The organism is Achromobacter sp. Marseille-Q4954, from assembly GCF_943737025.1.
In the GTDB taxonomy this organism is placed as follows: Bacteria; Pseudomonadota; Gammaproteobacteria; order Burkholderiales; family Burkholderiaceae_B; genus Achromobacter; species Achromobacter bronchisepticus_A.
Genome location: NZ_CALSFQ010000002.1, coordinates 1,497,970 through 1,522,924, shown reverse-complemented (window position 1 = coordinate 1,522,924; position 24,955 = coordinate 1,497,970). Strand labels below are relative to the sequence as shown.

Here is a 24,955-nt window from a genome sequence, read left to right as displayed (position 1 = left end):
CTTTGCCATGCGCCGCTTCCTGCCCGACCAATTCACGCTCATCCTGATCGCCACGGTGGTCTTCGCCAGCTTTTTCCCGGCCGTGGGCAAGGGCGCGGCGTTCATGACCGTGGCCAGCAACATCGCCATTTCGCTGCTGTTCTTCCTGCACGGCGCCCGGCTGTCCACCGATGCCATCGTGGCCGGCGTGAAGGACGTGCGCCTGCACGCGCTGATCCTGGCTTGCACCTTCCTGCTGTTTCCCGCGCTGGGGCTGGGTTTGCGGGCGCTGTTTCCCAACCTGTTGACGCCGTCGCTGTGGCTGGGCGTGCTGTTCGTCTGCACCCTGTCGTCCACCGTGCAGTCGTCGATCGCCTTCACCTCCATGGCGCGCGGCAATGTGCCGGGCGCGATCTGCGCGGCCACCGCGTCGAACCTGCTGGGCACGGTGCTGACGCCGCTGCTGGTGGCGGTGCTGCTGCACCGCCAGGGCGGGGGCCACGGGCTGGCCGACGCCGGCCGCATCCTGCTGCAGCTGCTGCTGCCGTTCGCGGTGGGCAGCCTGCTGCGGCCCTGGATCGGCGCCTGGGCCCAGCGCAACAACCGCACGCTGTCGAAAGTGGACCGCAGTTCGATCCTGCTGGCTGTCTACACCGCGTTCAGCGAGGCGGTGGCGCAGGGCATCTGGCACGCGTTCCCGCCCATCGACCTGGCCTCCATGGTGCTGGTGAACGCCTTGTTGCTGGGAACGGTGCTGCTGATCACGACCTGGGGCAGCCGCAAGCTGGGGCTGTCCAAGGAAAACGAGATCACGCTGGTGTTCTGCGGCTCGAAGAAGTCGCTGGCCTCGGGCATTCCGCTGGCCACGGTGCTGTTCGGCACCTCGCAGATGGGCGTGGTGGTGCTGCCGCTGATGATCTTCCACCAGATGCAGCTGATGGTCTGCGCGGTGCTGGCGCGGCGCTACGCGGAACGGCAGGCGCCGGCGGAAGCGGCGGCGGCGCGGGCGTGAAATCCGCGCAAGGGTTCTGCTGGAGCGTACCGTTCTAGGCGGCCGCCTCTTCCCAAGGACGGATCTTGCCGGCCGGCTGCCAGTAGACCGCGCCGTCGCGTTCCTCGACGGCCAACGCGGTCAGGCGGCCGTTCTTACAGGGGCCGCCCACGCATAGCCCCGTGTCCGGCTGGTAGGTGGCGCCGTGGCGCGCGCACATGATCAGGTCGCCGGCGCGGGTGAAGAAGCTGCCTTCCCAATCCAGTTCTACGCCGACGTGCGCGCAGCGGTTCAGATAGCCGTGCACGCGGTCCTGATAGCGCACGAAGAAGGCCGTGGTGCGGCCGGCGGCATCCGACACGGGGAGCTTCACGCCCAGGCCGCCGTTGGCGAGGTCGGAGGAAGCGCAGACGCGGACGGCGGGGACGGGGGCTGAATCCTGCATGGTGGGCCTGGAAATCAAAGGGTGCGATGTTCGGACAGGGGGAAGGGCTTGTCAATCCGGCGCGCCGGTCAGGGCGCTTTGCTGCTGGCGGGCCCACATGCCGGCGTAGATGCCGTCCTGCGCCAGCAGCTGCGCATGGCGGCCGCGTTCGACGATGCGGCCTTCGGCCAGCACGATGATCTCGTCCGCATCCGCCACGGTGGACAGGCGGTGGGCGATGATCAGCGTGCTGCGGCCCTGGCTGACTTCGCGCAGATTGGCCTGGATTTCGCGTTCGGTGTGGGTGTCCAGCGCGCTGGTGGCTTCGTCGAACAGGAAGATGGGCGGGTTCTTCAGGATGGTCCGGGCGATCGCCACGCGCTGCTTTTCGCCGCCGGACAGCTTCAGCCCGCGTTCGCCCACCATGGTCTGGTAGCCGTCCGGCATGGCCATGATCAGGTCGTGGATGTGGGCCAGGCGCGCCGCCGCCTGGATCTCTTCCTCGCTGGCGCCGGGGCGGCCGTAACCGATGTTGTAGAGGATGGTGTCGTTGAACAGCACGGTGTCCTGCGGCACGACGCCGATCGCGGCGCGCAGGCTGGCCTGGGTCACGCTGCGCACGTCCTGGCCGTCGATGAGGATCGCGCCGCCGTCGGCGTCGTAGAAGCGGAACAGCAGGCGCGCGATGGTCGATTTGCCGGCGCCGGAGGTGCCGACGACGGCCACGGTCCTGCCCGCGGGGATGGTGAAGCTGACGCCCTTCAGGATGGGGCGGCGCGCGTCGTAGCCGAAATGCACGTCGCGGAACTCCACTGCGCCGCCCGCCACGCGCAGGGGCTGCGCATCGGGCCGGTCGGCCACTTCGCGGTCCTGTCCCAGCAGTTCGAACATGCGCTCCATGTCGATGATGGCTTGCTTGATCTCGCGGTAGACGAAGCCGAAGAAGCTCAGCGGCTGGTACAGCTGCAGCAGGTAGGTGTTGACCAGCACGAAATCGCCCAGCGTGTAGCGGCCCTCGGCGATGCCGGTGGCAGCCATCCACATGACCAGGGTGAGGCCCACCGAGATGATGGCGGCCTGGCCGATGTTGAGGATGGACAGGCTGACCTGGCTGCGCACGGCGGCGCGTTCATAGCGCTTGAGCGACGCGTCGTAGCGGCGCGCCTCGTGTTCCTCGTTGCCGAAGTATTTGACCGTCTCGTAGTTCAGCAGGCTCTCGATGGCCTTGGTGTTGGCCTCGGAGTCGGTTTCGTTCATCTGGCGCCGGAACTTGGCGCGCCATTCCGTGACCAACAGCGTGTACGCCATGTACAGCGTGACGGTGGCGCCGGTGGCCAGCGCCAGCCAGATGTCGAACATCTTCCACAGCACCACGCAGACCAGCCCGATCTCGAAGAAGGTCGGCAGGATGCTGAAGAGCAGGAACGACAGCAGGGTCTGGATGCCCTTGGTGCCGCGCTCGATGGCGCGGTTCAGGCCGCCGGTCTGGCGCGTCAGGTGAAAGCGCAGCGCCAGCGCATGCAAGTGGCGAAAGACCTGCAGGCCGACCGCGCGGATGGCGTGCTGCCCGACGCGCGCGAAGATGGCGTCGCGCAGTTCCGAGAACAGCAGCGAAAGCACCCGGGCCGTGCCATAGGCCAGGATCAGGCCCAGCGGCACGGTGACGGAACCCGGGGCGCCCTGGCCCAGCTCGTCGATGGCGTGCTTGTACAGCAGCGGGACATAGACCGTGGCCACCTTGGCCGCGAACAGGCACAGCAGGGCCGCGATCACCCGCGTTTTCAGGCCCGTCTCGCCGGGCGGCCAGAGATAGGGAAAGAGGGTGCGCAGGGTGGAAAAGCCGCCGCGGCGCTCGGGCCGCGTGTCAGGAGCGTTCATGGTCTGGGGGGATGCATGGGCCGTCGGGCCGTCGGAAGCGCATTATCGGCCACAGGCGCCAATTCTGCCGCAGCACCGCGCCCAGGGGCGAAAACGCCTGCTTTGGCAGAGGGCATTCAGGGATTTTGCGGCTCTGGGGGTAATATCGGCCTCACGACCCCTGGGATGTGTAGACCTCTCCCGGGGGTTTTCAATCCGGCATGGTGACTCGGGCGCAGCCTGGCGGGCCCGTTCTTTACTGTCTCAACCAAGGATGAAGCCTGGCTGCCCCTTGGTTGCGCGACCCGGCGCATATTCGCCGCGCGGACGTCGCGTCGCAAGCTACGGAGGGTCTTATGGCGAAAGTACCGGCAATGCAATTGAACGACGGCGGCAAGATTCCCCAGCTGGGCCTGGGCGTCTGGCAGGTGCCGAACGATCAGGCCGCCGCAAGCGTGAAAGAGGCGCTGGCGGCAGGCTACCGCTCGGTGGACACCGCGGCCATCTATGGCAACGAGGCTGGCGTGGGCGCGGGCTTGCGCGCGGCCGGCGTGGCGCGCAAGGATCTGTACGTCACGACCAAGCTCTGGAACGACAGGCACGGCTACGACGAGGCCCATAAGGCCATGGACGAGAGCCTCGAAAAGCTGGGCCTGGCCTATGTGGACCTGTACCTGATCCATTGGCCCGTCGCCGGCAGCACGAAGTTCCTGGATGTCTGGAAGGCCATGATCGAAATGAAGGAAGACGGCCGCGCGCGCTCGATCGGCGTGTCCAACTTCACCCAGGCCAACCTGGAGCGGCTGCTCGACGCGTCCGGCGTGACGCCGGCCGTGAACCAGGTGGAACTGCACCCCGGCTTTACCCAGCAGGCGCTGCGGGCTTTCCACGCCAAGCACGGCATCGCGACGGAGTCATGGAGCCCCTTGGCCCAGGGCGGCGTGGCCAAGGACAAGGTCATCCTGGAATTGGCCAGGAAGCACGGCAAGTCGCCGGCCCAGGTGACGCTGCGCTGGCATCTGCAGCACGATCTGATCGTGATCCCGAAGTCGGTGACGCCCGCCCGCATCCGCGAGAACATCGACGTCTTCGACTTCGAACTGTCGGCGGCCGACATGGCCGCCATCGACGGCATCAAGCAAGGCGCGCGCCTGGGGCCGGACCCCGAGACCTTCGGCAAATAATGCCGGACGCCGGCACGGGCCTGGCGGTCGCGTCTAGCGCTGCAGCGGGAACACCCAGTAGCGCACGATGACCGCCAGCAGGATGGCCAGGGCGATCCAGGACGCCCAGTGCCAGCCTCCCGTGCCCAGCAGGGCGGCCAGCAGGCCGAACACGCTGAGCACGCCCAGCAGGATCGGCGCGCCCCAGACAAACATGAAACCACGGGCCGTCTTGCTCATGCGGGGGTCCTTTTCGGGATGGCGGCGGCCTGGTGCTTGCGCACGAGTTCGGCGATGCGCGCCTCGGTGGCGCGGCGGCGGGCCAGCCAGAGATAGAGGCCGCTGACCAGCACGATGATGGTGATGACGTCCAGCAGCGCCCAGATGATCTTCAGCGGCATGCCGCCGTAATCGCCGAAGTGCAGGGGCCGCGACAGTTCCAGCGCGGTCAGGTACCAGGGCATCTTGGCCACGGTGGTCAGTTCGCCGGTCTTGCCGTCCACCAGCACGGGCGTATTCAGCTTGGAGGTAAGCGGCGTGTCGCCGCGCATCCAGGTGATGTAGTGGTGGGGACTGCCGAAGGCGTTGCCGGGGAAGGCGATGAACGATACCTCGTTGCCGGGCAGCGCCTTTCTGGCCGTATCGGCCGCGCCTTGGGCCGAGGCCAGCTCGGTGGGGACGCTCTGGCCCTTGTAGGGTTCCAGGATGCGCACCAGCTCGGTGGACTGCCACAGGCGGAACAGCGGCGTGGAGAGTTCGTTGATCACGCCGGTCACGCCCACCACGAAGGCCCAGACCAGCGTCACGATGCCCAGCAGGTTGTGCAGGTCCAGCCATTTCAGGCGGGTGGAGCGGGCGACGCGTACCGTGCCGAATTCCAGCTTCTTCATGAAGGGGCCATAGAGCACCACGCCGGAAACGATCGCCACGCAGAACAGCAGCCCCATGAAGCCCAGGAACAGCTCGCCGGGCAGCCCCGCGAACAGGTCCACGTGCAACGCCAGCATGATGCCCATGAAGGAAAATTTGTCCTGGGTGTAGAGCGGGCCGTCCAGCAGCACGTCGCCGGTGCGGGCGTCCATGCGCACCGCGTGGCCGGATACCTGGCCGTCGCCGGGCGTTTTCGCCATGCCCACGTAGACCTGCGGCTCGTCGGGATCGAAGAACAGATAGTCGACGACCTCGCCCGGATACATGGCGCGGGCGCTGCCGACCAGCTTGTCCAGGTCGGCGCGAGGGGTCGAGGCCGGCACGTTGGACAGCGGCTTGCCGTCGTCGAGCCAATGTTCGATCTCGTGGTGGAACACCAGCGGCAAGCCGGTAAGACAGATGACGAGCAGGAATATCGTGCAGACCAGGCTGGTCCATTTATGGACCAGATACCAGGTTTTGATGGTGGACGCGGCAGTCATGGGGGAGGGCGGGGCCCTTGCAGGCGCGGATTTAAGAAAGCTGAATATTATCGCGAATAGTTTCGATTCTCGTAACCAAATTTTGACCATGACGGGGCAAAAGGGGATGGATGGGGCGGCGCGAAAGCGGGTTAAAAAGAGGGATCGAGCATCAACCAGTGGTAGCCCCGGATCATCATGGAGCAGCGTTTTCTCAAAGTCCCGCGCAACGAGCTAGGCCGCGATTTCGCGGTGGGCGATCTGCATGGGCATTTTTCCCGCCTGCAGGAAAGCCTGGACGAGTTCGGCTTCGATCCGTCCCGGGACCGCCTGTTTTCGGTCGGCGACCTGGTGGACCGGGGGCCGGAAAGCGAGGCCGCCCTGGAGTGGCTGGCCCGGCCATGGTTCCACGCGGTCCAGGGCAATCACGAGGATTACGCGATCCGCCACGTGCGTACGGGGCAGGTGGACGTGGACAACTGGCGCGGCTACGGCGGCGGCTGGTTCCTGGATCTGCCTGCTGATCGCCAAAAGGTCTTTGCCGAGGCTTTCGCGCAATTGCCCATCGCCATCGAGGTTGAAACCCTGGACGGCGCGGTGGGGCTGCTGCACGCGGATTGTCCGGTGCTGTTCTGGCCGCGGCTGGAATCCGCCTTGCAGGATCGCTACCGGCGCACCAGCGCCGCCTGCCAGTGGTCGCGCGACCGCCTGCGGCAGATGGACCGCACCGGCATCCGCGGGGTGCGGGCGGTGGTGGCCGGACACACGCCGGTCCCGGCGCCGCTGCTGCTGGGCAACGTCTACCACATCGATACCGAAGGCTGGAAATCCGGCTACTTCACTTTCCTGGATCTGGAATCCCTGCGGGCCTGGCCGCGCGAGGTCGTGACCGAACTCGCGGAGCAGGAATAGCAGGCCTGGATTCCCGGCGGCTGGCGCCGGCCGCGGTCAGAGCGGCCGGGCGGCCACCGGCGCGGCGCCACTGACGGCGCTGGCGCGGGCGGGGGCGTCCGCGTCCACGCGCGGCACGGGGATGGGCGGGATGGCGGGCGGCGCGTTGCCTGCCGGCGCGCCGCCCGCAGGGGCCACGGGAACGGGCACGGCCACCGGCGGTTGGGCGGGACTGCTTTGCGGCATTGCGCCGCCGCCGGGCGGCAGGGGCTTGACCGAGGTGTCCACGCCGTCCGTCGAACGGTTGTTGTTCAGGAAATCGGTCAGCGCGTCGCCCGAGGACAGGTCCAGCGAGGCCACGGCCTGGCCCGGCGGGAATTCCGAGAAATAGTATTCGCCGTTGTCCACGATCAGGCCGTCCGGCCGCGGCGCGGGCTTGGCTTCCGGCACGCCCTTCAACGCCGGCTGCATGTAGTCCAGCCAGGTGCTAAGCGCCAGGCCGCTGCCGAATTCGTTGGTGCCCAGCGACTTGGGCTGGTCAAAGCCCATCCAGACGGTGGTGGCCAGGCTGGGCGTGAAGCCCGAGAACCACACGTCCACGGCCTCGTTGGTGGTGCCGGTCTTGCCGCCGATGTCGTTGCGCTTGAGCACCTGGTGCGCGCGGGCGGCGGTGCCGCTGACCGTGACGCCGCGCAGGATGTCGTCCATGACCCAGGCGGTGCGGGGATCGATGGCGCGCGCCAGGGCGTCGCCGGCGACGACCGGTTGCGCCTGCATCAGCACGTTGCCCGAACGGTCGGTGACGCGGTCCACCAGATAGGGGGTGACGCGGTAGCCGCCATTGGCGAATACGCTGTAGCCGTTGACCACCTGCAGCGGCGTGGCGCCGCCGGCGCCCAGCGCCAGCGGCAGCACGGCCGGCCAGCGCGACTTGTCGAAGCCGAAGCGGGTCAGGTAGTCCTGCGCATACTGCGGCGAGATGGCCTGCAGGATGCGGATCGACACCATGTTCTTGGAACGCATGAGGCCCTGGCGCAGGGTCAGCATGGGTTCGTACTTGTTGCCGTCGTTCTTGGGCTGCCAGGCCTTGGAGCCGGTTTGCTCCGCGGTCAGCATGAAGGGCTGGTCGGAGATCTGGGTGGCCGGGGTCAGGCCGCGCTCCAGCGCCGCGGCGTAGACGAAGGGCTTGATGTTGGAGCCCGGCTGGCGCCAGGCTTGCGTCACGCGGTTGAAGCCGCCGCGGTTGTAGTCGAAGCCGCCGATCATGGCGCGGATGGCGCCGTCCTGGGGCACCATCGAGACCAGCGCCGCCTGCAGCGTCGGCATGTTGATGATTTCCCAGCCGTCGCCGTTCTTGTGGATGTAGACGACCGAGCCGCGGCGCAGCCGCTGGCTGTCGCTGGCTTTGGGGTTGAGGGCGCGCGCCACCACCGCCAGCGCCTTCTTGTCATTGATGGTGATGATGTCGCGCGCGCTGCGCGCCAGCGTCACTTCGGTGGGGCTGGCGGCCAGCACCACGGCGGTCAGCAGGTCTTCGCTGTCAGGCGTTTTTTCCTGCACGCCGTCCAGGATTTCATCCAGCGCGGCCGGGTCCTGCTCGACGCCCTCGGGCAGGTCGATCTGGTCTTCCGGACCCGGATAGACGGCGCGGCGCGTGTAGTCCATCACGCCGTCGCGCACGGCGCGGTAGGCGGCTTCCTGGTCCTTGGAATCGATGGTCGTGTAGACGTCGATGCCCTTGCTGTAGGTCTGTTCCTGGAACACGCCGTACATCAGCTGGCGCGCCAATTCGGCTGGGTAGTCGCCGTGGATCGCGAAGCCGCGCGCGCTGGCGCCGTCCGCGCCGCGGATGGTCAGGCGCTGCTTGAGCGCTTCGTCGGCCTGTTCGGGCGTGAGATAGCCCAGCGTCTTCATGCGGCCCAGCACGTAGTGCTGGCGGATCTCGGCGCGCGGGAAATTGGTGATGGGGTTGAAGCGCGACGGCGCCTTGGGGATGCCGGCGAGCATGGCGGCCTCGGCCGGCGTGACTTCCGACAGGGGCTTGCCCAGATAGGTGCGCGAGGCGGCCGCGAAACCATAGGCGCGGTGGCCCAGGTAGATCTGGTTCATGTAGAGCTCGAGGATCTGGTCCTTGGAGAGCTCGGATTCGATCTTGAACGTCAGCAGCAGTTCATAGAACTTGCGCGAATAGGTCTTTTCCGACGACAGGTAGAAATTGCGCGCCACCTGCATCGTGATGGTGCTGCCGCCCTGGCTCTTGGAGCCCTTGACGAGGTTGGTCAGCACCGCGCGCGCCACGCCCATCCAGTCGACGCCGCCGTGGCTGTAGAAGCGGTCGTCCTCGGCCGCCAGCACCGCCTGGCGCATCACGGGCGGAATTTCGTCAAAGCGCAGCACGTTGCGGTGCTCTTCGCCGTATTCGCCGATCAGCACCTTGTCCGCCGTGTAGATGCGCAGCGGCACCCGCGGGCGGTAGTCCGTCATGGCGTGCAGGTCGGGCAGGCTGGGCCAGGCCAGGGCCAGCGCCAGGCCGAGCGCGATGCCGCCGCACACGGCGAGGCCGCCGGCGGCCACGCCGGTCTTGACGAGGATACGTTTCCAGGGGAGGCCCGGTTTGCCGCCCGGGGTGGCGGAGGATTGCTGGGGGGTGCTCATTGCAGGCGATTCTAGGGCAGAACACGATGGACCGCCCAGAGGGTCATAAGGTTTCAGTAACTAAACATGAATTGCGTCGCGGATGACGCCAAATCCGGTTGCAGGCGTCAGCTATTGTTCAGGTAACGTTGCGGCGGCGCGCCCAGCGCGCGGTGGAACATGGCCGAGAAGGCGCTGGCGCTGCGGTAGCCCAGGTCGGCGGCGATGCGCGCGACCGGCACGCCCTGCGACAGCCGGCACACCGCCTCGGCCAGCCGGACCTGCTGCACCCACTGCCGGTAGTTCAGCCCCAGTTCCGCCTGGAACAGGCGGATCAGCGTGCGCGCGCTGGCGCCGACTTCGTCGCCCCAGTCTTCGATGCCGCGCTGCAGTCCGGGATCGTCCAGGATGGCCGCGCATATGGTCTGCAGGCGGCGGTCGCGCGGCCAGGGGATCTGCAGCGGCGCCACGCGGGCGGCGGCCAGTTCGGAGAGCAGCAGGGCGGCGACCTGCCCGGCGCGGCCGTCCAGCGGATAGTCGATGGGCTCGGCGGTCAGGGCCAGGATCAGCTCGCGCAGCAGGCCGCCGACCTCGACCACCTGGCACTGCGGCCAGTAGTCGCGGGCGGTCTCGGCTTCGAGATAGAGCGAACGCATGGATACCGCGCCCACCATGTCCACGCCATGCGGCACGCCGGCAGGCACCCACAGCGCGCGCAGCGGCGGCAGGGCCCAGAAGCCGCTGGGCGTGGTGACGCGCATGACGCCTTCGACCGCGTAGACCAGTTGCGCTCGGGGGTGCGAGTGGGTGCCCGTGCGGGTGCCCGGCGGGAATTCCTTGGCCATGGCCGTGACGGCGCGCGGCCGATGCTGGTAGTCCTGCGGATTGACGCTGCGGGCGGGGTCGGGCAAAAGGAGTCGGGCGGGCATGCGTGTCACTTCCGGCATAAGGATGAGCAGGGCGGCTCAGGCGTGATTTGCGGTTTTTGTCACCGTATTTTGTCACTTGTGCGACGAAAATTGGCAGATCGGTTCCGTCCCGGATTCCTACACTGGCTACAGGTCCCGGCGCGCTGCCGGGCATGCTCCCACTTTATCCCCGTCCGCCACCCATGAATCCACCGCAGAATTCCGCCGCCGGCGTCACCGCCGCCAATACGGCTCCACCGCCCGCCGCCTCATCGGATCCGTCCACCGCCTTCAAGGTGCTGGGCGCGATCAGCGTGGCGCACCTGATGAACGACATGATCCAGTCGATCCTGTTGGCCATCTATCCCATGCTGAAGGATTCGTTCAGCCTGTCGTTCGCGCAGATCGGCCTGATCACCCTGGTCTATCAGCTTGCGGCCTCGCTGCTGCAGCCTTTCATCGGCTTTTATACGGACCGCAACCCCAAGCCGTACTCGCTGCCGGTGGGCATGGGCTTCACCCTGCTGGGGCTGTTGCTGCTGTCGATGGCGCCGTCGTTCGGCTGGCTGCTGGTGGCCGCGGTGCTGGTGGGCACGGGCTCGTCGGTGTTCCATCCGGAGTCCTCGCGCGTGGCGCGCATGGCGTCCGGCGGACGCCATGGATTGGCGCAGTCGCTATTTCAGGTGGGCGGCAATGTGGGCTCGGCGCTGGGGCCGCTGCTGGCCGCGTTGTTCATCATTCCGCACGGGCAGCGCAGCGTGGCCTGGTTTTCGCTGGCGGCGCTGTTCGGCATCGTGGTGCTGACCGGCATCGGCCGCTGGTACAGCGCCAACCGCGTGCTGCTCAAGCCGCGCGCGCGGCGCGAGGGCGCGGGCAACGGGCTGTCGCGCAACCAGGTGCTGGGCGCATTGGCGGTGCTGGGCGTGCTGGTGTTCTCCAAGTATTTCTACCTGGCCAGCCTGAACAGCTATTTCACCTTCTACCTGATCGACAAGTTCGCGCTGTCGGTGCGCGAGGCGCAACTCTACCTGTTCCTGTTCCTGGCCGCGGTGGCGGTGGGAACCGTGGTGGGCGGGCCGGTCGGCGACCGCATCGGCCGCAAGATCGTGATCTGGGTCTCCATCCTGGGCGTGGCGCCGTTCACGCTGCTGCTGCCCTACATGAACCTGTTCTGGACCGGCGTGCTGGTGGTGATCATCGGCATGGTGCTGGCCTCGGCGTTCTCGGCCATCGTGGTCTATGCGCAGGAGCTGGTGCCGGGCAAGGTGGGGATGATCGCCGGACTGTTCTTCGGCTTTGCCTTCGGCATGGGCGGCGTGGGCGCCGCGGCGCTGGGCAAGCTGGCCGACGCCACCAGCATCGGCTACGTGTACCAGGTCTGCGCCTATCTGCCGCTGCTGGGCGTGGTCGCGATCCTGCTGCCGGATGTGGAGAAGGCGCGCCGCTGAAGGCGGGCGCCGGGCCTGGCGCGGTCAAGCCATCCGGCTCGCGGCGCCAGGCAGCGATAACATCAGCCGGCCTGCACCGCGTTCAGGCGAGGGCGGCCGATTTCGATGCTGGTGATGTCGCCGGCCGCGCCGTGGTGGACGATGCAGGTGTGCGCGGAACGCACCTGCATCAGCTGCGCCGTGCTGATCGCGAAGCTGGCCGCCACGCGGCGGTCGCCCACCGGCTTGATCGGCTTGCGGCGGTCGCGGCCGGCGAACTTGCGGTGGTTGTAGACGGCCCAGCCCACCAGCACGCCCGCGTTGATCAGCGCCAGCAGCGCATAGCCCCAGAGCGTGTGCACGGTGGGCAGGAACACCGGCCATAGCGAGACATCGGGGCCGCCGGCGGCGGCGCGCAGGATCGCCAGGATGCCGGCGCCGAACAGATACACGAAGGCGAACCAGCCGATGGCGGTCAGGACCAGGTCGAACAGATAGCCTGCGCGGGAACGTTGCGTGGTGATGATCATGACGTTGCGTCCGGTGATTTGATGCCCCGGTCCGGGCTGGTCCAGCGCGCGCGCCGGGCCTGCTTGCGGAGCATGACTTTGGGGAAGCTGACCAGGGTGGTGAACAGGCTCACCATCCAGAAGGCCAGCGGATACCAGATGACCCAGTACAGCGAGCGGGCCAGGCCGGGCTCGTAGCGGCGGTCGATCAGGATGCTGACGACGAATTGCAGCAGGCAGACCACGGCCAGCATCATGCCGGTGAAGGCGGGCGGCATCAGGCTGGCGATCTGCATGTTGTTGGGCAGCGTGACCACCTGGCTGACGGCCCACAGCAGCACCGACACGCCGAAGGCGAAGGCCCAGGCGGTGGACAGGCAGAACTCGGCCATCAGCGGCCACAGCCGGCGGTGGCGCCAGACCCAGATGGAACGCAGGTTCTTCAGGAAGACCTCGGCGCCGCCCTGGGCCCAGCGCAGCCGCTGCTTCCACAGTCCGCGCAGGGTTTCGGGCATCAGGATCCAGCACAGGCCGCGCGGCTCGTAGAAGATCGACCAGTGGTCGCGCTGCAGCTTCCAGCTGATGTCGATGTCCTCGGTGATCATGTCCAGGCTCCAGTAGCCCACGCGGTCCAGCGCCGCGCGCCGGAAGGCGGCGACCACGCCGGACACCGTGAACACCTGGCCATAGACGCGCTGGGTGCGCTTGATCAGGCCGATGATGGAAGAGAACTCGCCGACCTGGATGCGCCCGATCATGGTGGAGCGGGTGCGGATGCGCGGGTTGCCGGTGACGGCGCCCACACGTGGATTGTCGATCAGCGGCGCCACCAGGTAGGCGGCTGCGTCCGGGTCCAGCATGGCGTCGCCGTCGATGCAGACGAGATACTCGCTGCGTGCGGCCATGGCGCCCATGCGCAGCGCCATGGCCTTGCCCTGGTTCTGCGCCAGGTGCACCACGCGCAGCCGCGGATGGGCGGCGGCCATGCGGTCCAGCATGTCGGCGGTGCCGTCGCTGGAGCCGTCGTTGATGGCGATGACCTCGATGTGCGGATAGTTCTGGCCCAGCGCGGCCAGCAGCGTCTCTTCGCCGTTGTCGGCCTCGTTGTAGCAAGGCACCAGGATGGACACCAGCGGGTTGCCGGCCAGGACCGGCGGCTGGCTGTCCTTGCCCCATTTCCAGTGCCGCTCCCAATGCCACCAGAAATAGATGCCGCCGGCCATCCACATGCCGGACATGAACAGGGGGTAGAAGAACACGAAGCCCAGCAACGCCTCGCCGGTCAGCATCAGGGTGAAGCCGAAGGGCGCGCCAAGCACCGCGCAGAGAATCAGCAGGGCAATCAGTCGGTCTATCATTTGATCGGATACCAGGCTTCGGAAATGGCGGGCCGGATGCCTTGCAGCCGGGGCTGGTCTTGCGAGAAATCGTCGGGGTAGTAGCCGAAGCTGCGCGAGCCGCGCAACTGCAGGCGCTTCATCCAGCCGGCGAGCACGGCGGTGTCGACCGGCGTGGCTTCAGGACGGCCCGGACCGGTGCGCCAGTCGCGCGCCTGCAGTTCGAACACGGTCTTGTCCAGCGCCCCGGGGCGCTGCGCGACGGTATCGACCAGCCGGTCCAGCCAGGCGTTTTCCTGGCCGGCCGGCACGTTTTCCATCAGCGGCATCGCCATCGGCGCGGTCCAGTCGTAGGCGCCGAGGAAGTCGTCCAGGTTCTGCGCGAACCAGGTTTCGCTGCCCGGATTCAGGATGGGTTCGGCAAAGATGTTGCGCGCCGTCTTGATCTGCGGGCCGCGCACCGCGCGCACCCGCTGCGTGAGTTCGGCGGTGAAGTCCACCAGCGCGCGGCTCTTGTAGCGGGTCCAGCGTTGCAGGGTGTCGGGATCCGCGCGCAGTTCGGCGATGCTGCCCGGCAGGCCCGCGGCGCGATAGGCGGCCAGCGCGCCGGGGCTGGCGTCTTCGAAGTCCGACAGCAGCGCGTCGTCATGGAACAGGATGCCGTCGAAGATCGCGTAGCGGGACAGGTCTTCGTACAGGTCGCCGATGCGCGCGCGCACGGTGGCGTCGAACGGCGACAGGCGGCGGTACTGGTCGGGATCCGGCTCCGGCTGCGCCTGGCCTTCCTGCCAGCGCGTGACGCGCGGCAGGGCGGGATCCAGGTCGAAGGACAGCACCGGCATCCAGGCGTAGACCATCACGTTGGCGCGGTTGTGCAACTGCCAGGCGGCGCGGTTGAACAGGTCGGCGCGCATCGGCAGCCAGCGGTTGGGGAAGTAGACCGATTTCACCAGGCCGTCGCCCACCGGGTCCGAGTAGGCCTGCAGGAACACCGTGTTGATCTGCATGTCCAGGATGCGTTGCACCAGCTCGCCCAGGTTGCGGTCGGTCTGCGCCGGGTCCGGGTCGTAGACGTAGTCCAGGTCCACGTGCGCCACGCGCATGAAGGGCTGGGCTTCCATGCCGACCACGCTGTTGGCGAAGGGCTTGAGCGTGGGGTCGCTGGACAGCAGCAGGCGCGGCGTGGACATCAGGCGGCCGACGCGTCCCGGGCCGTCCTCCAGCGTCAGCGCCAGCTGATAGCCGTGTTCGGCGGTGATGCGCAAGGTGGAGCCGCCTTCGGCGCCATAAGGCCAGACCCAGACGCGCGGCTTCTTGCCGGTGGCGCGGCGGATCTTCTCGGTGATGGCGGCGACGTCGCCGCCCATGCGCGCGTCGAACTCCGCCTCGGTTTCGTAGCGGCGGGTCTGCGCGTCATAGGCGCGGATGGCGGCGGCGGGCTCGGTATTGCCCTGGGGATTGGCCAGCGCGCCGTAGTGCGAGGCGTTGGTGTGCGCGGCGATCTCGACCAGCCCCGAGCGCGAGATCTCGCGGATCTCGTCCCAGTTGAGGAAGCGCTTGCGTTCTTCGGGGCTGCCGCCGAAGTCCACGCGCTGGTTGGCTGGCGTGTCCATCCAGACGCCGACCGGCGCCAGCAGCGCAGGCCATTGATAGGCCTTGAGGATGGGCAGCACGCGGGTGTAGAAGCTGCGGTAGCCGTCGTCGAAGGACAGCAGCACCGCGCGCTCGGGCAGCGGCTTGCCGCCCTGGCGCGCGGCCAGGATCTGGTCCACGGTCACGGCCTGGTAGCCGTTGGCGCGCAGCCAGGCCAACTGTTCGACCAGGCGGTCGGTGCGCACGCTGAGAAAGCCCTGGTCGGGGTCTTCGTCTTCGACGTCGTGGTAGGCCAGGGCCAGGAACTGGCCCTGGACCCAGGGCTGTTCGGCGGGGGCGAGCGGGCGCTGGTGCGGCGGCGTGTAGACCGGGATGTCCTTGGCGCAGGCGGTCAGCGCCAGGATCGCGAGCAGCAGCAGGCCGGCGAGAATCAGGCGGGTATGGGTTTTAAGCATCATGGCGTTACTCGGTGCCGGGTTCAGAAGCGGTACGTCAGGTCGAACACGATGCGCAGTTCGCGCTCGCGTTCGCCGTCGTACGGGCGGCTGGTGCCGGTGATCATGGCGCCCATGTCGAGGACGTCGTTGGCGCGGTATCGCTGGCCGTAGCCCAGCGCGATCACGCCGCCGGTGCCGTAGCCTTGCTGGGTGTAGGCGCCGGCGCCCAGGGTGCCGATCTGTTCCCAGGCGGTTTCGTAGCGGCGGTACAGGGTGTGCGTGAGACGCACGCCGGGCAGCAGCATCAGATCCGAGCGGGGATTGAAGTAGGGCACGTTGCTGTCATGGCTGTTGCGCTGGGTGGACGCTTCGAACTCCAGGTCCGCCAGCAGGTGCGGCGCGGTGTAGACGCGCTCGCGCCCGGCCAGGCCCAGCGCCCAGCGGTTGTTGCCGTCGCTGAAGTGCGAGGGCGACAGCGCCAGCGTCCATTCGCGGCGCTCGTCGGCGCGCCAGCGCACGTAGGCCGACACGCTGTTGGAGGTGATGCCGCTGGTCAGCGCGCGCAGCGGCGTTTCGCGCGACATGATTTCGCCCGAGCCGCCCACCTGCCAATGATCGTCCAGGTCGTAGGCGGCCGACAGGCGCGCGCCTGGCTTCACGCCGTGGCCGTAGTCGTGGGTGGAGACTTCGCCTTCGACCGTGAGGTCGCGGCCGCGCCATTCCACGCCGGTGCGCAGCCAGCGGTAGTTGCCGCGGCCTTCCTCGAAGTCGCCGGAGGCATAGCCGCCGCCGCCGAAGACCCGCCAGTTGTAGTCCAGCGGAGAGGAGTACAGCACGGCGTCGACGCCGAAGTCGCCGCTGCCGTTGACCGGGCTGTCCGATGCCAGGCCGCGGTAGCCGTTGATGCGCAGCTCGGCCTTGTTGTGCACTTCCCATTCGCGCGCCAGGCGGCGGCTGGTCAGGTTTTCGGGCGAGCGGGCCATGGTGTCCTGCGACAGGGCTTCGGCCTGGCGCCATTCCTGCAGGTCCAGCGCAGTGAAGCCCTGGCCGTTCTCCACGCCCAGGCTGCGCGGCGCCAGCGTCTCGCCCATCTTCAATTCGACCTCCGAGGCGCGGGGAAGCGAACGGGCGCGATAGACGGTGGCCAGATCGCTGCGCAGGCCAGAGTTGTTGGGCGCGTTCGCGACCATCTCTTCGAGGCGCTGCTGGGCGGCGACGGTGTCATTGGCCTGCAGACGGGCCGACGCCAGGGTCTGGCGGCTTTCCAGGTTCAGGTCGTTGGGCATGCGGGTGGCCTGGCCCTTGTAGTACAGCCAGGGGGCATAGCCCGATTCGACCTCGTCGGTGACGGCGCCGGTCTCGTTGAACTGCTCGCCCTCGGCCAGCGAGTAGTACAGGCCGGTTTCGGTCGCCAGGCGCTGTTCGGCATCGTCGCCGCGCAGGGCATCGTTGGCGGCGACCTGGCGGTAGATGTCGCGGGCGCGTTCGGGCTGGCGCACGTACAGGTAGGCCGATGCCACGTCGTTCAAGGCGTAGCGCGGCACCGTGACGCCTTCGGCCAGCAAGGCTTCGTATTCGCGGACCAGATCGGCCATGCGCACGCGGACGTGCAAGGCGTGCAAGCGGTCGATGCGGGCGCGCAGCGCGTCGGCGCGGGCGTCCTGCTGCTGCTGCCAGGCGGGGATCAGTTCGTCGTAACGGGCCAATGCCTTGTCGGCCAACACGAAACGCTCGGCCTCCGACCGCGTGGGCATGGCCGCCAGCCGTACCTGCTGGGCCAGCGCGTCGGCCTCGAAGCCGCGCATCTGGCCGGCGTCGAACAGGTCCTGGTGGCGGCGCGCCAGGTCCAGCGCCACGTCGGCCATGCGCGCGCGCTGCAGCGCCCAGATGTATTCGCGCAGCACGTAAGACGTGTTGGGCGCGGCGGCCAGGGCCAGGTCGGCCTGGTGCAGCGCCTCGTAGGGCTCGCCCTGGCGGGCGTGAACGTAGCTCAGGGCAAGGCGGGCGTCGACATCGCGGGGATGCCGCTTGAGCCAGCGCGCCGCGGCGTCGTGCGCCTCGGGGTAGCGGCCGGCGTCGGCCAGCGTCATGATTTCGCCGGCGGGGAAGGCGGACTGGCCGGGATGGCGGCGCGCGCCCGCCTGATACGCGGCCAGCGCCTCGGGCCAGCGCTGCAGGTCGCGGTAGGCGCGTGCGACGGCAAGCTGGATGTCGGCGGGTAGCGCCGCGCCTTGCGGCAACTGCTCGTAGGCGGCAACGGCTTCGGCCGGCTTGCCGGCCCAGCCCGCGATGATGATGTGGTCGTGGATGGCGCGGCTGCCGCCGGCCGGACCTTGCTGGCGCAGCATCGTCAGGGCGGGCTCGTAGTCGCCGGCGCGCGCCCGGGCGATCAGGGCGTCATAGTCATTGCCGGGGCCGGCCAGCGCCATGGCGGGCGCCAGGATGGCGCAAGCCGCCAGCAGGCTCAGTCTCGGTCCAACGGCACCCAGGGGTGTCGATCCTCTGTTTTGCATCTGTCTTACTTCCGCAGTTGCGACTCGGGGCGTTCCTGTTCCGGCCGCCCAGGGGCATGCCTTTTTTCGGCGCGAGCCGAGGCGACACCTGGCGCAAAGGCGCCGGCGGCACGGGAAGGAACATTGGGTTAGGACTGCGCGGCGCCCGCTGCGGGGACCTTCGCACTCGCGCAATGGGAGTGCATGGCTAGTACGCGCCACGCCCGTAGGGCGTGATTGCGGCGCTCTTCATGGCACCGTCAATGGCACGAATTATAAGTGTGTTAACTGTCAGTCAACTGTCAATTAGTGCAAAGGGCCATGGCGAAAGTCCTGCCGTGGCGTATTCTTCGTCGCTTGCCGCGCAATCGTCTTGGCGCGGGCGGTAAAGGTTCAGGGCGAAACGGCGTGCGGCGACGGACGGGCGCCAGGTAGTGCCGGTCTGTCGCTGTACGGGTAACAAAAAGCGTCAGGAGTGGTGGGATGTAACCCCTCCAGGCGCATGAACCCAGTGCAACAGCAATGACGAGCGACGGCGGGCGCCCTCGGGGCGCAAGCCGGCAAACACCATGACGACTTCTCTTTTCTTCCTGATGTGGGGCCTGGCCACGGCTCTGGCATTGCCATTGCTGGCGCCGTTGCGCGCCCGCGACGTGGGCGGGGTCGGCGCGTTCACGGCGGGCAACGCGCTGGCAGTGCTGTCGCTGCTGGCCTATGCCGCCTCGCCCATTCTGCCGTCCGCTGTCTATGTGATGGTCTCGAACGCCGCCTGGGTCTGCGCGGTCAGCCTGGTCTACGTCGGCGTGCGGCAGTTCTTCGGCCTGCGCCCGCTGGCGCGGCGCACGGCGGCGCTGGGCGCGCTCAGTATCTCCGCGTTCGCGCTGCTGCTGTACGTGGCGGATGACTTGCGGGCGCGCATGCTGCTGTTTTCCGCCTACACCTTCGTGGCCATGATGGCGACGGGCCTGGTGTTCTTCCGCCAGCGCAGGCGCCTGCACACGCGCGGGGTGATGCTGTACCTGATGCTGGCGAGCTTCGGCCTGGCCGCGCTGCATGCCCTGCGGCTGGCGGTCTACAGCATCGGCGGACAAGAACCCTCGTCGTTGCTCGAACCCAGTCCCTGGGGCCTGTTCTTCATTGTCTGCGGGACGGTGACCGTGCCCGGGCTGTTCCTGGCGCTGCTGCTTCTGATCCAGACCAGCCTGTCCGAACAGATGGAAGCTGCGCTGACCTTCGATGGCCTGACAGGCGCCTATTCGCGCCGCAGCATCCTGGACGAACTGGAGCGCGAGCTGCAGCGCTGCCAGCGCGCCGGCGGCAAGCTGGCGGTGCTGGTGCTGGACATCGATCACTTCAAGTCCATCAACGACCGCTACGGCCACGCCGCTGGCGACGCGGCGCTGCGCCATTTTTCGAAGGTGGTGCAGCGGGCGGTGCGCGCCAGCGACCGCTTCGGCCGGTTGGGCGGCGAGGAATTCGTGCTGCTGATGTACGACTGCGACCCGGCCCGCGCGCTGGTGCAGGCGCAGCGCGTCTGCGACGCCCTGCGCGACACGCCTTTCCACCTGCAAGGGCGCGAAGTGCGGATGACCACCAGCGGCGGCCTGGCTTCGTATCAGTCCGGAGACGGCGCGGACGGCATCCTGGCGCGCGCCGACGACGCGCTGTACCGCGCCAAGGCACATGGGCGCGACCGCGTCGAGATGGCCTGGATCGGTCGTCCCGCGGGCCGCGCGCAGGAGCGCGGCCCGGCGGTGCTGGAGGAGGAACTCAGGGCTTGAGGTGTTCCGTCAGGAACTTCTCCATGGCTTCGTAGAACTCGAACTTGTTCTCGTCGTTGTGGAAGCCGTGGCCTTCGTTGTCCTTGACCATGTACTCGACCTCGACGCCGCGGGCGCGCAGCGCCTTGACCATCTGGTCGCTTTCGTCTTTGTTGACGCGCGGATCCTTGGCGCCCTGGGCCACGAACAACGGCGTCTTGATCCTGTCCGCGTGCAGCGCGGGCGAGGTGGCGGCCAGGCGTTCGCGGTCGCGTTCGGGGTCGCCCACCATGTCCTGCATCTTGTCCAGCATGGGCTTCCAGTACGGCGGAATGGACTTCATGAACGTGAACAGGTTGGACACCCCCACGTAGTCCACTGCGGCGGCATACAGGTCGGGCGTGAACGCCACGCCGGCCAGCGTGGCGTAGCCGCCGTAGCTGGCGCCATAAATGCCGATGCGCTTGGGATCGGCGATGCCCTGTTTGACCAGCCACTGCACGCCGTCGGTGATGTCGTCCTGCATCTTCAGGCCCCATTGGCCGAAGCTGGCTTCCCAGAAGGCGCGGCCATAGCCGGTCGATCCGCGGAAGTTCATCTGCAGCACGCAGAAGCCGCGGTTGGCCAGGAACTGGACTTCGGGGTTGTAGCCCCAGCCGTCGCGCGCCCACGGGCCGCCGTGAGGATTCACGATGCAAGGCAGGTTCTTGGGATCGCGGCCGGCGGGCAGCGTCAGGTAGCCGTGGACCGTCAGGCCGTCGCGGGTCTGGTAGCTGATGGGCTGCACGCGCGACATGTCCGCCTCGGGAATGGCGGGGTTGATGTCGGCCAGCTTGGTCAGGGTGTCGGCGGCGGCGTCGTAGATGTAGCGCGAGCCGGGCGTGCGGTCGTTGTAGGCGGCGACGATGAACTTGTCTTCGTCGCGGTTGGAGCCCTGGATGGCGAAGTCGTAGCCGGTGAGCTGGGCCGACAGCTTCTTGAAGAGGGTCTCGCTCTGCGCGTCGAAGAACTTGTATTGCGGCTTGTCGGTCTGGTAGGCGGCCACCGTCAACACGCGGCGCTTGCGCGAGTAGCCGGCGGAATCCAGGTCGACGGTGTCGGGCGTGAAGATCTCTTCCTCGGCCTCGGGCTGGGCGGGGTCGATCACCACCAGCGACAGCTTGTCGCGCCCGCGGTTGGACAGGGCGTAGAACTTCTTGTCGTCGAAAGTGAAGAACGCCGGACTGACGCTGGTGCGGTAGTCGGTAGTAATGAGCGGACGGAATTCGGCCGATTCGTTGTCGCGGTAGAGCAGGGTGGTGTTCAGGCCGTCGCTGGCGACGGCGGCGCGCACCTTGCCGGCGTGGTCGGTCTGCCAGCCGACGATGTTGCCCGGGTTCTGCGCCACCAGCTCCGCGGCGCCCGTGTGCACGTTGACGCGGTAGACGTCGAAGACTTCCGGATTGCGCTGGTTGTGGCTGATGAGGACGTGGTCGGGGTCGTCTTCCAGATCGTCCTCGATGCCGGCGCGCACGCCTTCATAGGGCGTCAGGTCGGTGATCTTGCCGGTCTTGGCGTTGACGGCCAGCACGTGGAAGTTCTCGTCGCCGCCGAAGTCCTTCTGGTAGAGCACCACGTCGGCGCCTTTCCAGAAGAAGTTGCTGATGTCGCGCGCGGTTTCGCTGGTCAGCTGGCGCGCGTCGCCGACAGGCGTGCTGCCTTGCAGCGGCTGCACGTAGATGTTCATGCGGGCGGGATTGCCGTCCACGCTGGTGGGCTGCATGAAGCCCAGTGTGCGGCCGTCGTCGGCCAGGCGGAAGAAGCCCCGCTCGGGGTTGCGGAAGAAATCCTTGAGGGGATAGGCGCGCGGCGGTTGCGCGGCGCTGGCGCCCAGCGATACGCCGATGATGCTGGCGGCCAGGACGGTGCGCTTGAGGAATGAGAACAAGGGGGACCTCCGAAGTTGCCGCGGCGGGCGCTTGGGGCCGGCCGCCGGGTGGTCCGTCGATAATGCCATAGCGGCGCGGGCGGTGTCGAACCGCCCGCGGACGCTGTCGGCCGTGCCCCAGGCCTACTGCGGCTCCAGCCCAGTCGCCTTGACGATGGCGCCGTACTTGGCCATTTCGGCGCCGATGAAGGTTTTGAATTCCTGGGGCGGCTTATAGGAAATGGCCAGCCCTTGGCCCTGCAGTTTTTCCTTTACATCGGCGGCCTTCAGCGCCTGGGCCGTGTCCTTGGAAATGCGCTCCACCAGGGCCGGTGGCATGCCGGCGGGGCCGAACAGACCGAACCAGTTGGAAATGTCGAAGTCGTCCAGGCCCACTTCCTTGGCCGTCGGCGTAGAGGGCAGGACGTCCTGGCGCCGGGGACCGGCGATGAACAGCGGGTGCAGCTTGCCGGCGCCGATCTGGCCGATGATGGCCGGCGCCGTGGCGAAGAAGATGTCGATCTGGCCGCCCACCAGATCGGCCACGGCCAGCGCCGTGCCGCGGTAGGGCACGTGGGTCAGGTTCATGCCGGAACGCACCCGCAAGAGTTCGCCCGCCAGATGCTGCTGGCCGCCCATGCCCGGCGAACCGTAGACCAGCGGCGCCTTTGCGCCCTGTTGCTTGAGATCGGCGTAGGTGGTGGCGGGCAGCTTGGGACCGCTGACCAGCACCAGCGGCGCATCCGCCACCAGGGCGATGGGCTGCAGGTCCTTCAACGGGTCGTAGCGCATCTGCTTGTAGACCAGCTTGTTGATCGAGACCTCGGGCGTGTAGGCCAGCAGCAGGGTGTAGCCGTCGGGCGTGGCGCGCGCGACCTGTTCGGCGCCTATCATGCCGCTGGCGCCGGACTTGTTCTCCACGATGACCTGCTGGCCCCAGCTGGTGCTCAGCTTGGCCGCGAGGATGCGGGCGATTACGTCGGTGGCGCCGCCGGGCGTGTAGGCGACGATCAGGCGCACCGGCTTGTCGGGATAGGGCTGCGCCTGCGCGTACAGGGGAAGGCAGGCGGCGGCCAGCAGTCCCGCGAGTTTGACTGCGTATCGAAACATGGGGTGGCTCCTGTGCGGGGGATGGGGGTTCAGCTGCGCTGGATCAGCAGCACGGACTGGCCGGGCAGATGCAGGCGCGAGTATTCGTCCCAATGGTTCTGGGTCGGCAGCGCGCGCTGGGACGTCAGGTCGACGACGCGTTTGAACGCGCCGGCCTCGACCTGGCGCTTGAGGGCCGGACCGGGGCCGTAGGCCAGTTCATAGGTCTGCTCGCCGCAGCGGTAGCGGCACAGGCGCAAACCGGCTTCGCCGTCGATGCGCTCGGCAGATCCGGCGCCTGCGGCCTGGCCTGCAAAAACCGCGTTCAGCGCTGCCAGCGCCAGTCCGGCGGCGCGCGGATCGTAGCGGCGGTCGATCAGGCCGTTGCGCGGAAAGTAGCCGCGGTCCACGTCCATGAAGGTGTCGAAGGAATAGCTCACCGCGTCGGTGGTCCGGGCCGCCAGGAAGGCTTCGGCCACCAGCGCGGCGATCGCGGTGTCGTCGGTGTTCGCCGCCGCCAGGCGGTCGGCCAGCTTGACGCCCACGTTCACCGTCACGCCCCAATCGCGCGCCTGCGCGGCCAGTTGCTGGTGCGTGGCGATCAGGTCGGAACCCCAGTCCAGGCGCACGGTGAAACCGTCCAGGTTCTTCTGCGCGAAGTGCGGCAGCAGGGTGGATTGCGCTGCTTCGAGCTCGCAGGCGCGCAGTCCCGTGTTGACGAAATGGCTGTAGTGCTTGCCGTCGAAGTGGGCGTCGTCCGCGCCCGTGCGGATCTTGCAATAGACAAGGCGGGCGTCGGTGTGCTCGCGCAGACGCTGCAAGGCTGCGCCGGCCTCTTCCAGCGCCTGGGCGTTCAGGTTGATCTCGATGGCGGCGATGGCCAGGCCGTGTTCGCGCGCCTGTTGCAGCAGCCTGGCGTCCGGCAGCCCCAGCGAGGTCAGCACGAAGCGGTGGCCGACGTCGGACATGAGGCGCGCGCGGCGCAGGGTCTTGTCGTCGCGCAGATCCTGCACGGGAATCTTGAGCGTGCGCAGTCCCATTTCCCACATGGACATCAGCGGGTAGTCGTTGCGCGCCAGCTTGCGGCCGAACTCCTGCACGCCGCCGGTGCAGGGAATCTCGACGATCTCGGCCCAGGGGTGCCGCATCTCGACCGCGATGCCGTCGCAGGCGGCGGTCTTGGTATGGACGGTGGGCAGGGTGCGCGCCGCAGCCCGGCCCGCTTCGGCCTCGCCGCGCATGGCGCCGTGCGTGCGGATCAGCTTGGCCACGTGGCCTTGCTCGTGGACATCGACGATGAAGTAGCCGAATTTCTCGACGTCGCCGCGGCCGAACTCGTCCGCAGGCGGCACCCGGTAGAACTCGGAAAAGTCATGCCGCAGGAAGGCGGTCGACGGCAGCATGTAGACCTCCGCGCCGCCTATGACGTCGTACCAGAAATTGTGGACGTGGCCGGCGAACACGCCTTCCACGCGCGGATCGGCCAGGCGCGACAGCAGCCAGCCGCGGCCGGGCTCGTCGATGTTGTCGTAGGAACCGCGTTCGTTTGCGTCGTGCAGATAGGGCGGGTAATGCAACGACACGAAGACGCGGCCGCTGGCGCTGGCCAATTGCTCGTCGATCCAGGCGCGCTGCGCGTCATCCGCCGCCAGTCCGGAGTTGAACAGCAGCGCATTCAGGAACAGGAAGCGCACGCCGCCATGGTCTACCGCGTAATAGTCCGGGCCGAACACCTGGCGGTACTTGTCGAGGTAGTCGTCGCAGACGATGTCGGCCGGCATCCAGTCGATGCGCTTGTCGCCGACGTCGTGGTTGCCGGGCACCAGGTGCAGCGGCATGTCGATCTGGCCGGCGATGGCCTTGAAGCGGCTGGCGGCCACTTCGAACGAGGGCATGCTGGGCACCGGATGGACGATGTCGCCCAGGTGGATGGTGAAGGCGGGGGCGGGGTCCAGGCTGGCGATGTCGGCGAAGACGTGTCGCGCCCGGGCATTGGCGCGGGCATTGGTGGCAAAGGGCGACGCGCAGGTGTCTTCGGATTCATTGACATGGGTGTCGGCCACGACGGCGAAGCTGAAGAGGCGGGCGCCCAAGGGCTGGCGGGAGAAGCGGGAATTCGTCATCAACTACCCTTTCAATTTCAATAAATGGAATTCAAGTGTGTATA

At 67.7% G+C, this 24,955-nt stretch carries 18 protein-coding genes; 5 read left to right on the top strand and 13 right to left on the bottom strand.

Going from position 1 to position 24,955, the window contains the following annotated elements; all coding sequences use genetic code 11:
* Window positions 1-7 precede the first annotated feature (7 nt).
* Window positions 8-991, top strand: coding sequence for a bile acid:sodium symporter family protein (locus tag NGK62_RS25070; protein WP_059378394.1), 984 nt, complete (start codon window positions 8-10; stop codon window positions 989-991).
* 34 nt (window positions 992-1,025) lie between these two features.
* On the opposite strand, the gene NGK62_RS25065 is transcribed toward NGK62_RS25070, so the two are convergent.
* Both NGK62_RS25065 and NGK62_RS25060 read right to left on the bottom strand, forming a co-directional pair.
* Complete coding sequence (locus NGK62_RS25065) at window positions 1,026-1,415, bottom strand: Rieske (2Fe-2S) protein (protein ID WP_251880844.1); 390 nt, start codon at window positions 1,413-1,415, stop codon at window positions 1,026-1,028.
* 51 nt (window positions 1,416-1,466) lie between these two features.
* Complete coding sequence (locus tag NGK62_RS25060; protein WP_165867890.1) at window positions 1,467-3,272, bottom strand: ABCB family ABC transporter ATP-binding protein/permease; 1,806 nt, start codon at window positions 3,270-3,272, stop codon at window positions 1,467-1,469.
* Between the two features lie 335 nt (window positions 3,273-3,607).
* Here NGK62_RS25060 and NGK62_RS25055 point away from each other — a divergent pair, with 335 nt between their 5' ends.
* Entirely contained in the window at window positions 3,608-4,435 is an 828-nt protein-coding gene (locus NGK62_RS25055) for an aldo/keto reductase (RefSeq protein ID WP_251880842.1), read from the top strand.
* A gap of 33 nt (window positions 4,436-4,468) precedes the next feature.
* Here the strand turns inward: NGK62_RS25055 and NGK62_RS25050 are convergent, their stop codons facing one another.
* Both NGK62_RS25050 and NGK62_RS25045 read right to left on the bottom strand, forming a co-directional pair.
* Complete coding sequence (locus NGK62_RS25050) at window positions 4,469-4,654, bottom strand: hypothetical protein (RefSeq protein WP_054458208.1); 186 nt, start codon at window positions 4,652-4,654, stop codon at window positions 4,469-4,471.
* Complete coding sequence (locus tag NGK62_RS25045) at window positions 4,651-5,826, bottom strand: PepSY-associated TM helix domain-containing protein (RefSeq protein ID WP_251880840.1); 1,176 nt, start codon at window positions 5,824-5,826, stop codon at window positions 4,651-4,653. The genes NGK62_RS25050 and NGK62_RS25045 overlap by 4 nt, the downstream gene beginning before the upstream one ends.
* Before the next feature lie 177 nt (window positions 5,827-6,003).
* On the opposite strand from NGK62_RS25045, the gene NGK62_RS25040 reads away from it, so the two are divergent.
* Window positions 6,004-6,717: a metallophosphoesterase gene (locus tag NGK62_RS25040; RefSeq protein ID WP_059378388.1), complete on the top strand. Its 714-nt coding sequence runs from the start codon at window positions 6,004-6,006 to the stop codon at window positions 6,715-6,717.
* 36 nt (window positions 6,718-6,753) lie between these two features.
* On the opposite strand, the gene NGK62_RS25035 is transcribed toward NGK62_RS25040, so the two are convergent.
* Entirely contained in the window at window positions 6,754-9,351 is a 2,598-nt protein-coding gene (locus tag NGK62_RS25035) for a penicillin-binding protein 1A (RefSeq protein WP_187774057.1), read from the bottom strand.
* Window positions 9,352-9,458: 107 nt separating this feature from the next.
* Window positions 9,459-10,259, bottom strand: coding sequence for an AraC family transcriptional regulator (locus NGK62_RS25030; RefSeq protein ID WP_251880838.1), 801 nt, complete (start codon window positions 10,257-10,259; stop codon window positions 9,459-9,461).
* A 182-nt stretch (window positions 10,260-10,441) separates the two neighbouring features.
* Between NGK62_RS25030 and NGK62_RS25025 the strand changes: the two genes are divergently transcribed.
* Window positions 10,442-11,686: an MFS transporter gene (locus tag NGK62_RS25025; RefSeq protein WP_059378384.1), complete on the top strand. Its 1,245-nt coding sequence runs from the start codon at window positions 10,442-10,444 to the stop codon at window positions 11,684-11,686.
* A gap of 62 nt (window positions 11,687-11,748) precedes the next feature.
* On the opposite strand, the gene pgaD is transcribed toward NGK62_RS25025, so the two are convergent.
* The 4 genes from pgaD to pgaA are packed head-to-tail and all read right to left on the bottom strand — an operon-like array spanning window position 11,749 to window position 18,054.
* Entirely contained in the window at window positions 11,749-12,195 is a 447-nt protein-coding gene (pgaD, locus tag NGK62_RS25020) for a poly-beta-1,6-N-acetyl-D-glucosamine biosynthesis protein PgaD (protein ID WP_251880828.1), read from the bottom strand.
* Window positions 12,192-13,532: a poly-beta-1,6-N-acetyl-D-glucosamine synthase gene (gene pgaC, locus NGK62_RS25015; protein WP_118934541.1), complete on the bottom strand. Its 1,341-nt coding sequence runs from the start codon at window positions 13,530-13,532 to the stop codon at window positions 12,192-12,194. The genes pgaD and pgaC overlap by 4 nt, the downstream gene beginning before the upstream one ends.
* The gene (gene pgaB, locus NGK62_RS25010) at window positions 13,529-15,562 is read right to left on the bottom strand and encodes a poly-beta-1,6-N-acetyl-D-glucosamine N-deacetylase PgaB (RefSeq protein WP_251880826.1); all 2,034 of its coding nucleotides are present in this window, start codon (window positions 15,560-15,562) and stop codon (window positions 13,529-13,531) included. Before pgaB ends, pgaC begins: the two co-directional genes overlap by 4 nt.
* A 20-nt stretch (window positions 15,563-15,582) precedes the next feature.
* Window positions 15,583-18,054, bottom strand: a complete 2,472-nt coding sequence (gene pgaA / locus NGK62_RS25005; protein WP_251880824.1) for a poly-beta-1,6 N-acetyl-D-glucosamine export porin PgaA — start codon at window positions 18,052-18,054, stop codon at window positions 15,583-15,585.
* A 548-nt stretch (window positions 18,055-18,602) separates the two neighbouring features.
* On the opposite strand from pgaA, the gene NGK62_RS25000 reads away from it, so the two are divergent.
* Complete coding sequence (locus tag NGK62_RS25000; RefSeq protein ID WP_059378373.1) at window positions 18,603-19,814, top strand: GGDEF domain-containing protein; 1,212 nt, start codon at window positions 18,603-18,605, stop codon at window positions 19,812-19,814.
* On the opposite strand, the gene NGK62_RS24995 is transcribed toward NGK62_RS25000, so the two are convergent.
* The 3 genes from NGK62_RS24995 to NGK62_RS24985 form a co-directional block, all read right to left on the bottom strand.
* Window positions 19,804-21,720: a S9 family peptidase gene (locus NGK62_RS24995; protein ID WP_251880822.1), complete on the bottom strand. Its 1,917-nt coding sequence runs from the start codon at window positions 21,718-21,720 to the stop codon at window positions 19,804-19,806. The genes NGK62_RS25000 and NGK62_RS24995 overlap by 11 nt on opposite strands.
* Before the next feature lie 123 nt (window positions 21,721-21,843).
* Entirely contained in the window at window positions 21,844-22,809 is a 966-nt protein-coding gene (locus NGK62_RS24990; protein WP_251880820.1) for a Bug family tripartite tricarboxylate transporter substrate binding protein, read from the bottom strand.
* Between the two features lie 29 nt (window positions 22,810-22,838).
* Entirely contained in the window at window positions 22,839-24,911 is a 2,073-nt protein-coding gene (locus tag NGK62_RS24985) for a metallophosphoesterase (protein WP_251880818.1), read from the bottom strand.
* Window positions 24,912-24,955 lie beyond the last annotated feature (44 nt).

What these genes read in the sequence shown, in the direction of transcription:
- NGK62_RS25050 (WP_054458208.1), bottom strand. Translation starts at nt 4,654, where the DNA reads ATGAGCAAGACGGCCCGTGGTTTCATGTTTGTCTGGGGCGCGCCGATC.
- NGK62_RS25065 (WP_251880844.1), bottom strand. Translation starts at nt 1,415, where the DNA reads ATGCAGGATTCAGCCCCCGTCCCCGCCGTCCGCGTCTGCGCTTCCTCC.
- NGK62_RS25040 (WP_059378388.1), top strand. Translation starts at nt 6,004, where the DNA reads ATGGAGCAGCGTTTTCTCAAAGTCCCGCGCAACGAGCTAGGCCGCGAT.
- pgaC (WP_118934541.1), bottom strand. Translation starts at nt 13,532, where the DNA reads ATGATAGACCGACTGATTGCCCTGCTGATTCTCTGCGCGGTGCTTGGC.
- NGK62_RS25035 (WP_187774057.1), bottom strand. Translation starts at nt 9,351, where the DNA reads ATGAGCACCCCCCAGCAATCCTCCGCCACCCCGGGCGGCAAACCGGGC.
- NGK62_RS24990 (WP_251880820.1), bottom strand. Translation starts at nt 22,809, where the DNA reads ATGTTTCGATACGCAGTCAAACTCGCGGGACTGCTGGCCGCCGCCTGC.
- NGK62_RS25055 (WP_251880842.1), top strand. Translation starts at nt 3,608, where the DNA reads ATGGCGAAAGTACCGGCAATGCAATTGAACGACGGCGGCAAGATTCCC.
- NGK62_RS25000 (WP_059378373.1), top strand. Translation starts at nt 18,603, where the DNA reads ATGACGACTTCTCTTTTCTTCCTGATGTGGGGCCTGGCCACGGCTCTG.
- pgaB (WP_251880826.1), bottom strand. Translation starts at nt 15,562, where the DNA reads ATGATGCTTAAAACCCATACCCGCCTGATTCTCGCCGGCCTGCTGCTG.
- NGK62_RS25070 (WP_059378394.1), top strand. Translation starts at nt 8, where the DNA reads ATGCGCCGCTTCCTGCCCGACCAATTCACGCTCATCCTGATCGCCACG.
- NGK62_RS25025 (WP_059378384.1), top strand. Translation starts at nt 10,442, where the DNA reads ATGAATCCACCGCAGAATTCCGCCGCCGGCGTCACCGCCGCCAATACG.
- pgaA (WP_251880824.1), bottom strand. Translation starts at nt 18,054, where the DNA reads ATGCAAAACAGAGGATCGACACCCCTGGGTGCCGTTGGACCGAGACTG.
- NGK62_RS25060 (WP_165867890.1), bottom strand. Translation starts at nt 3,272, where the DNA reads ATGAACGCTCCTGACACGCGGCCCGAGCGCCGCGGCGGCTTTTCCACC.
- NGK62_RS25045 (WP_251880840.1), bottom strand. Translation starts at nt 5,826, where the DNA reads ATGACTGCCGCGTCCACCATCAAAACCTGGTATCTGGTCCATAAATGG.
- NGK62_RS24985 (WP_251880818.1), bottom strand. Translation starts at nt 24,911, where the DNA reads ATGACGAATTCCCGCTTCTCCCGCCAGCCCTTGGGCGCCCGCCTCTTC.
- NGK62_RS25030 (WP_251880838.1), bottom strand. Translation starts at nt 10,259, where the DNA reads ATGCCCGCCCGACTCCTTTTGCCCGACCCCGCCCGCAGCGTCAATCCG.
- pgaD (WP_251880828.1), bottom strand. Translation starts at nt 12,195, where the DNA reads ATGATCATCACCACGCAACGTTCCCGCGCAGGCTATCTGTTCGACCTG.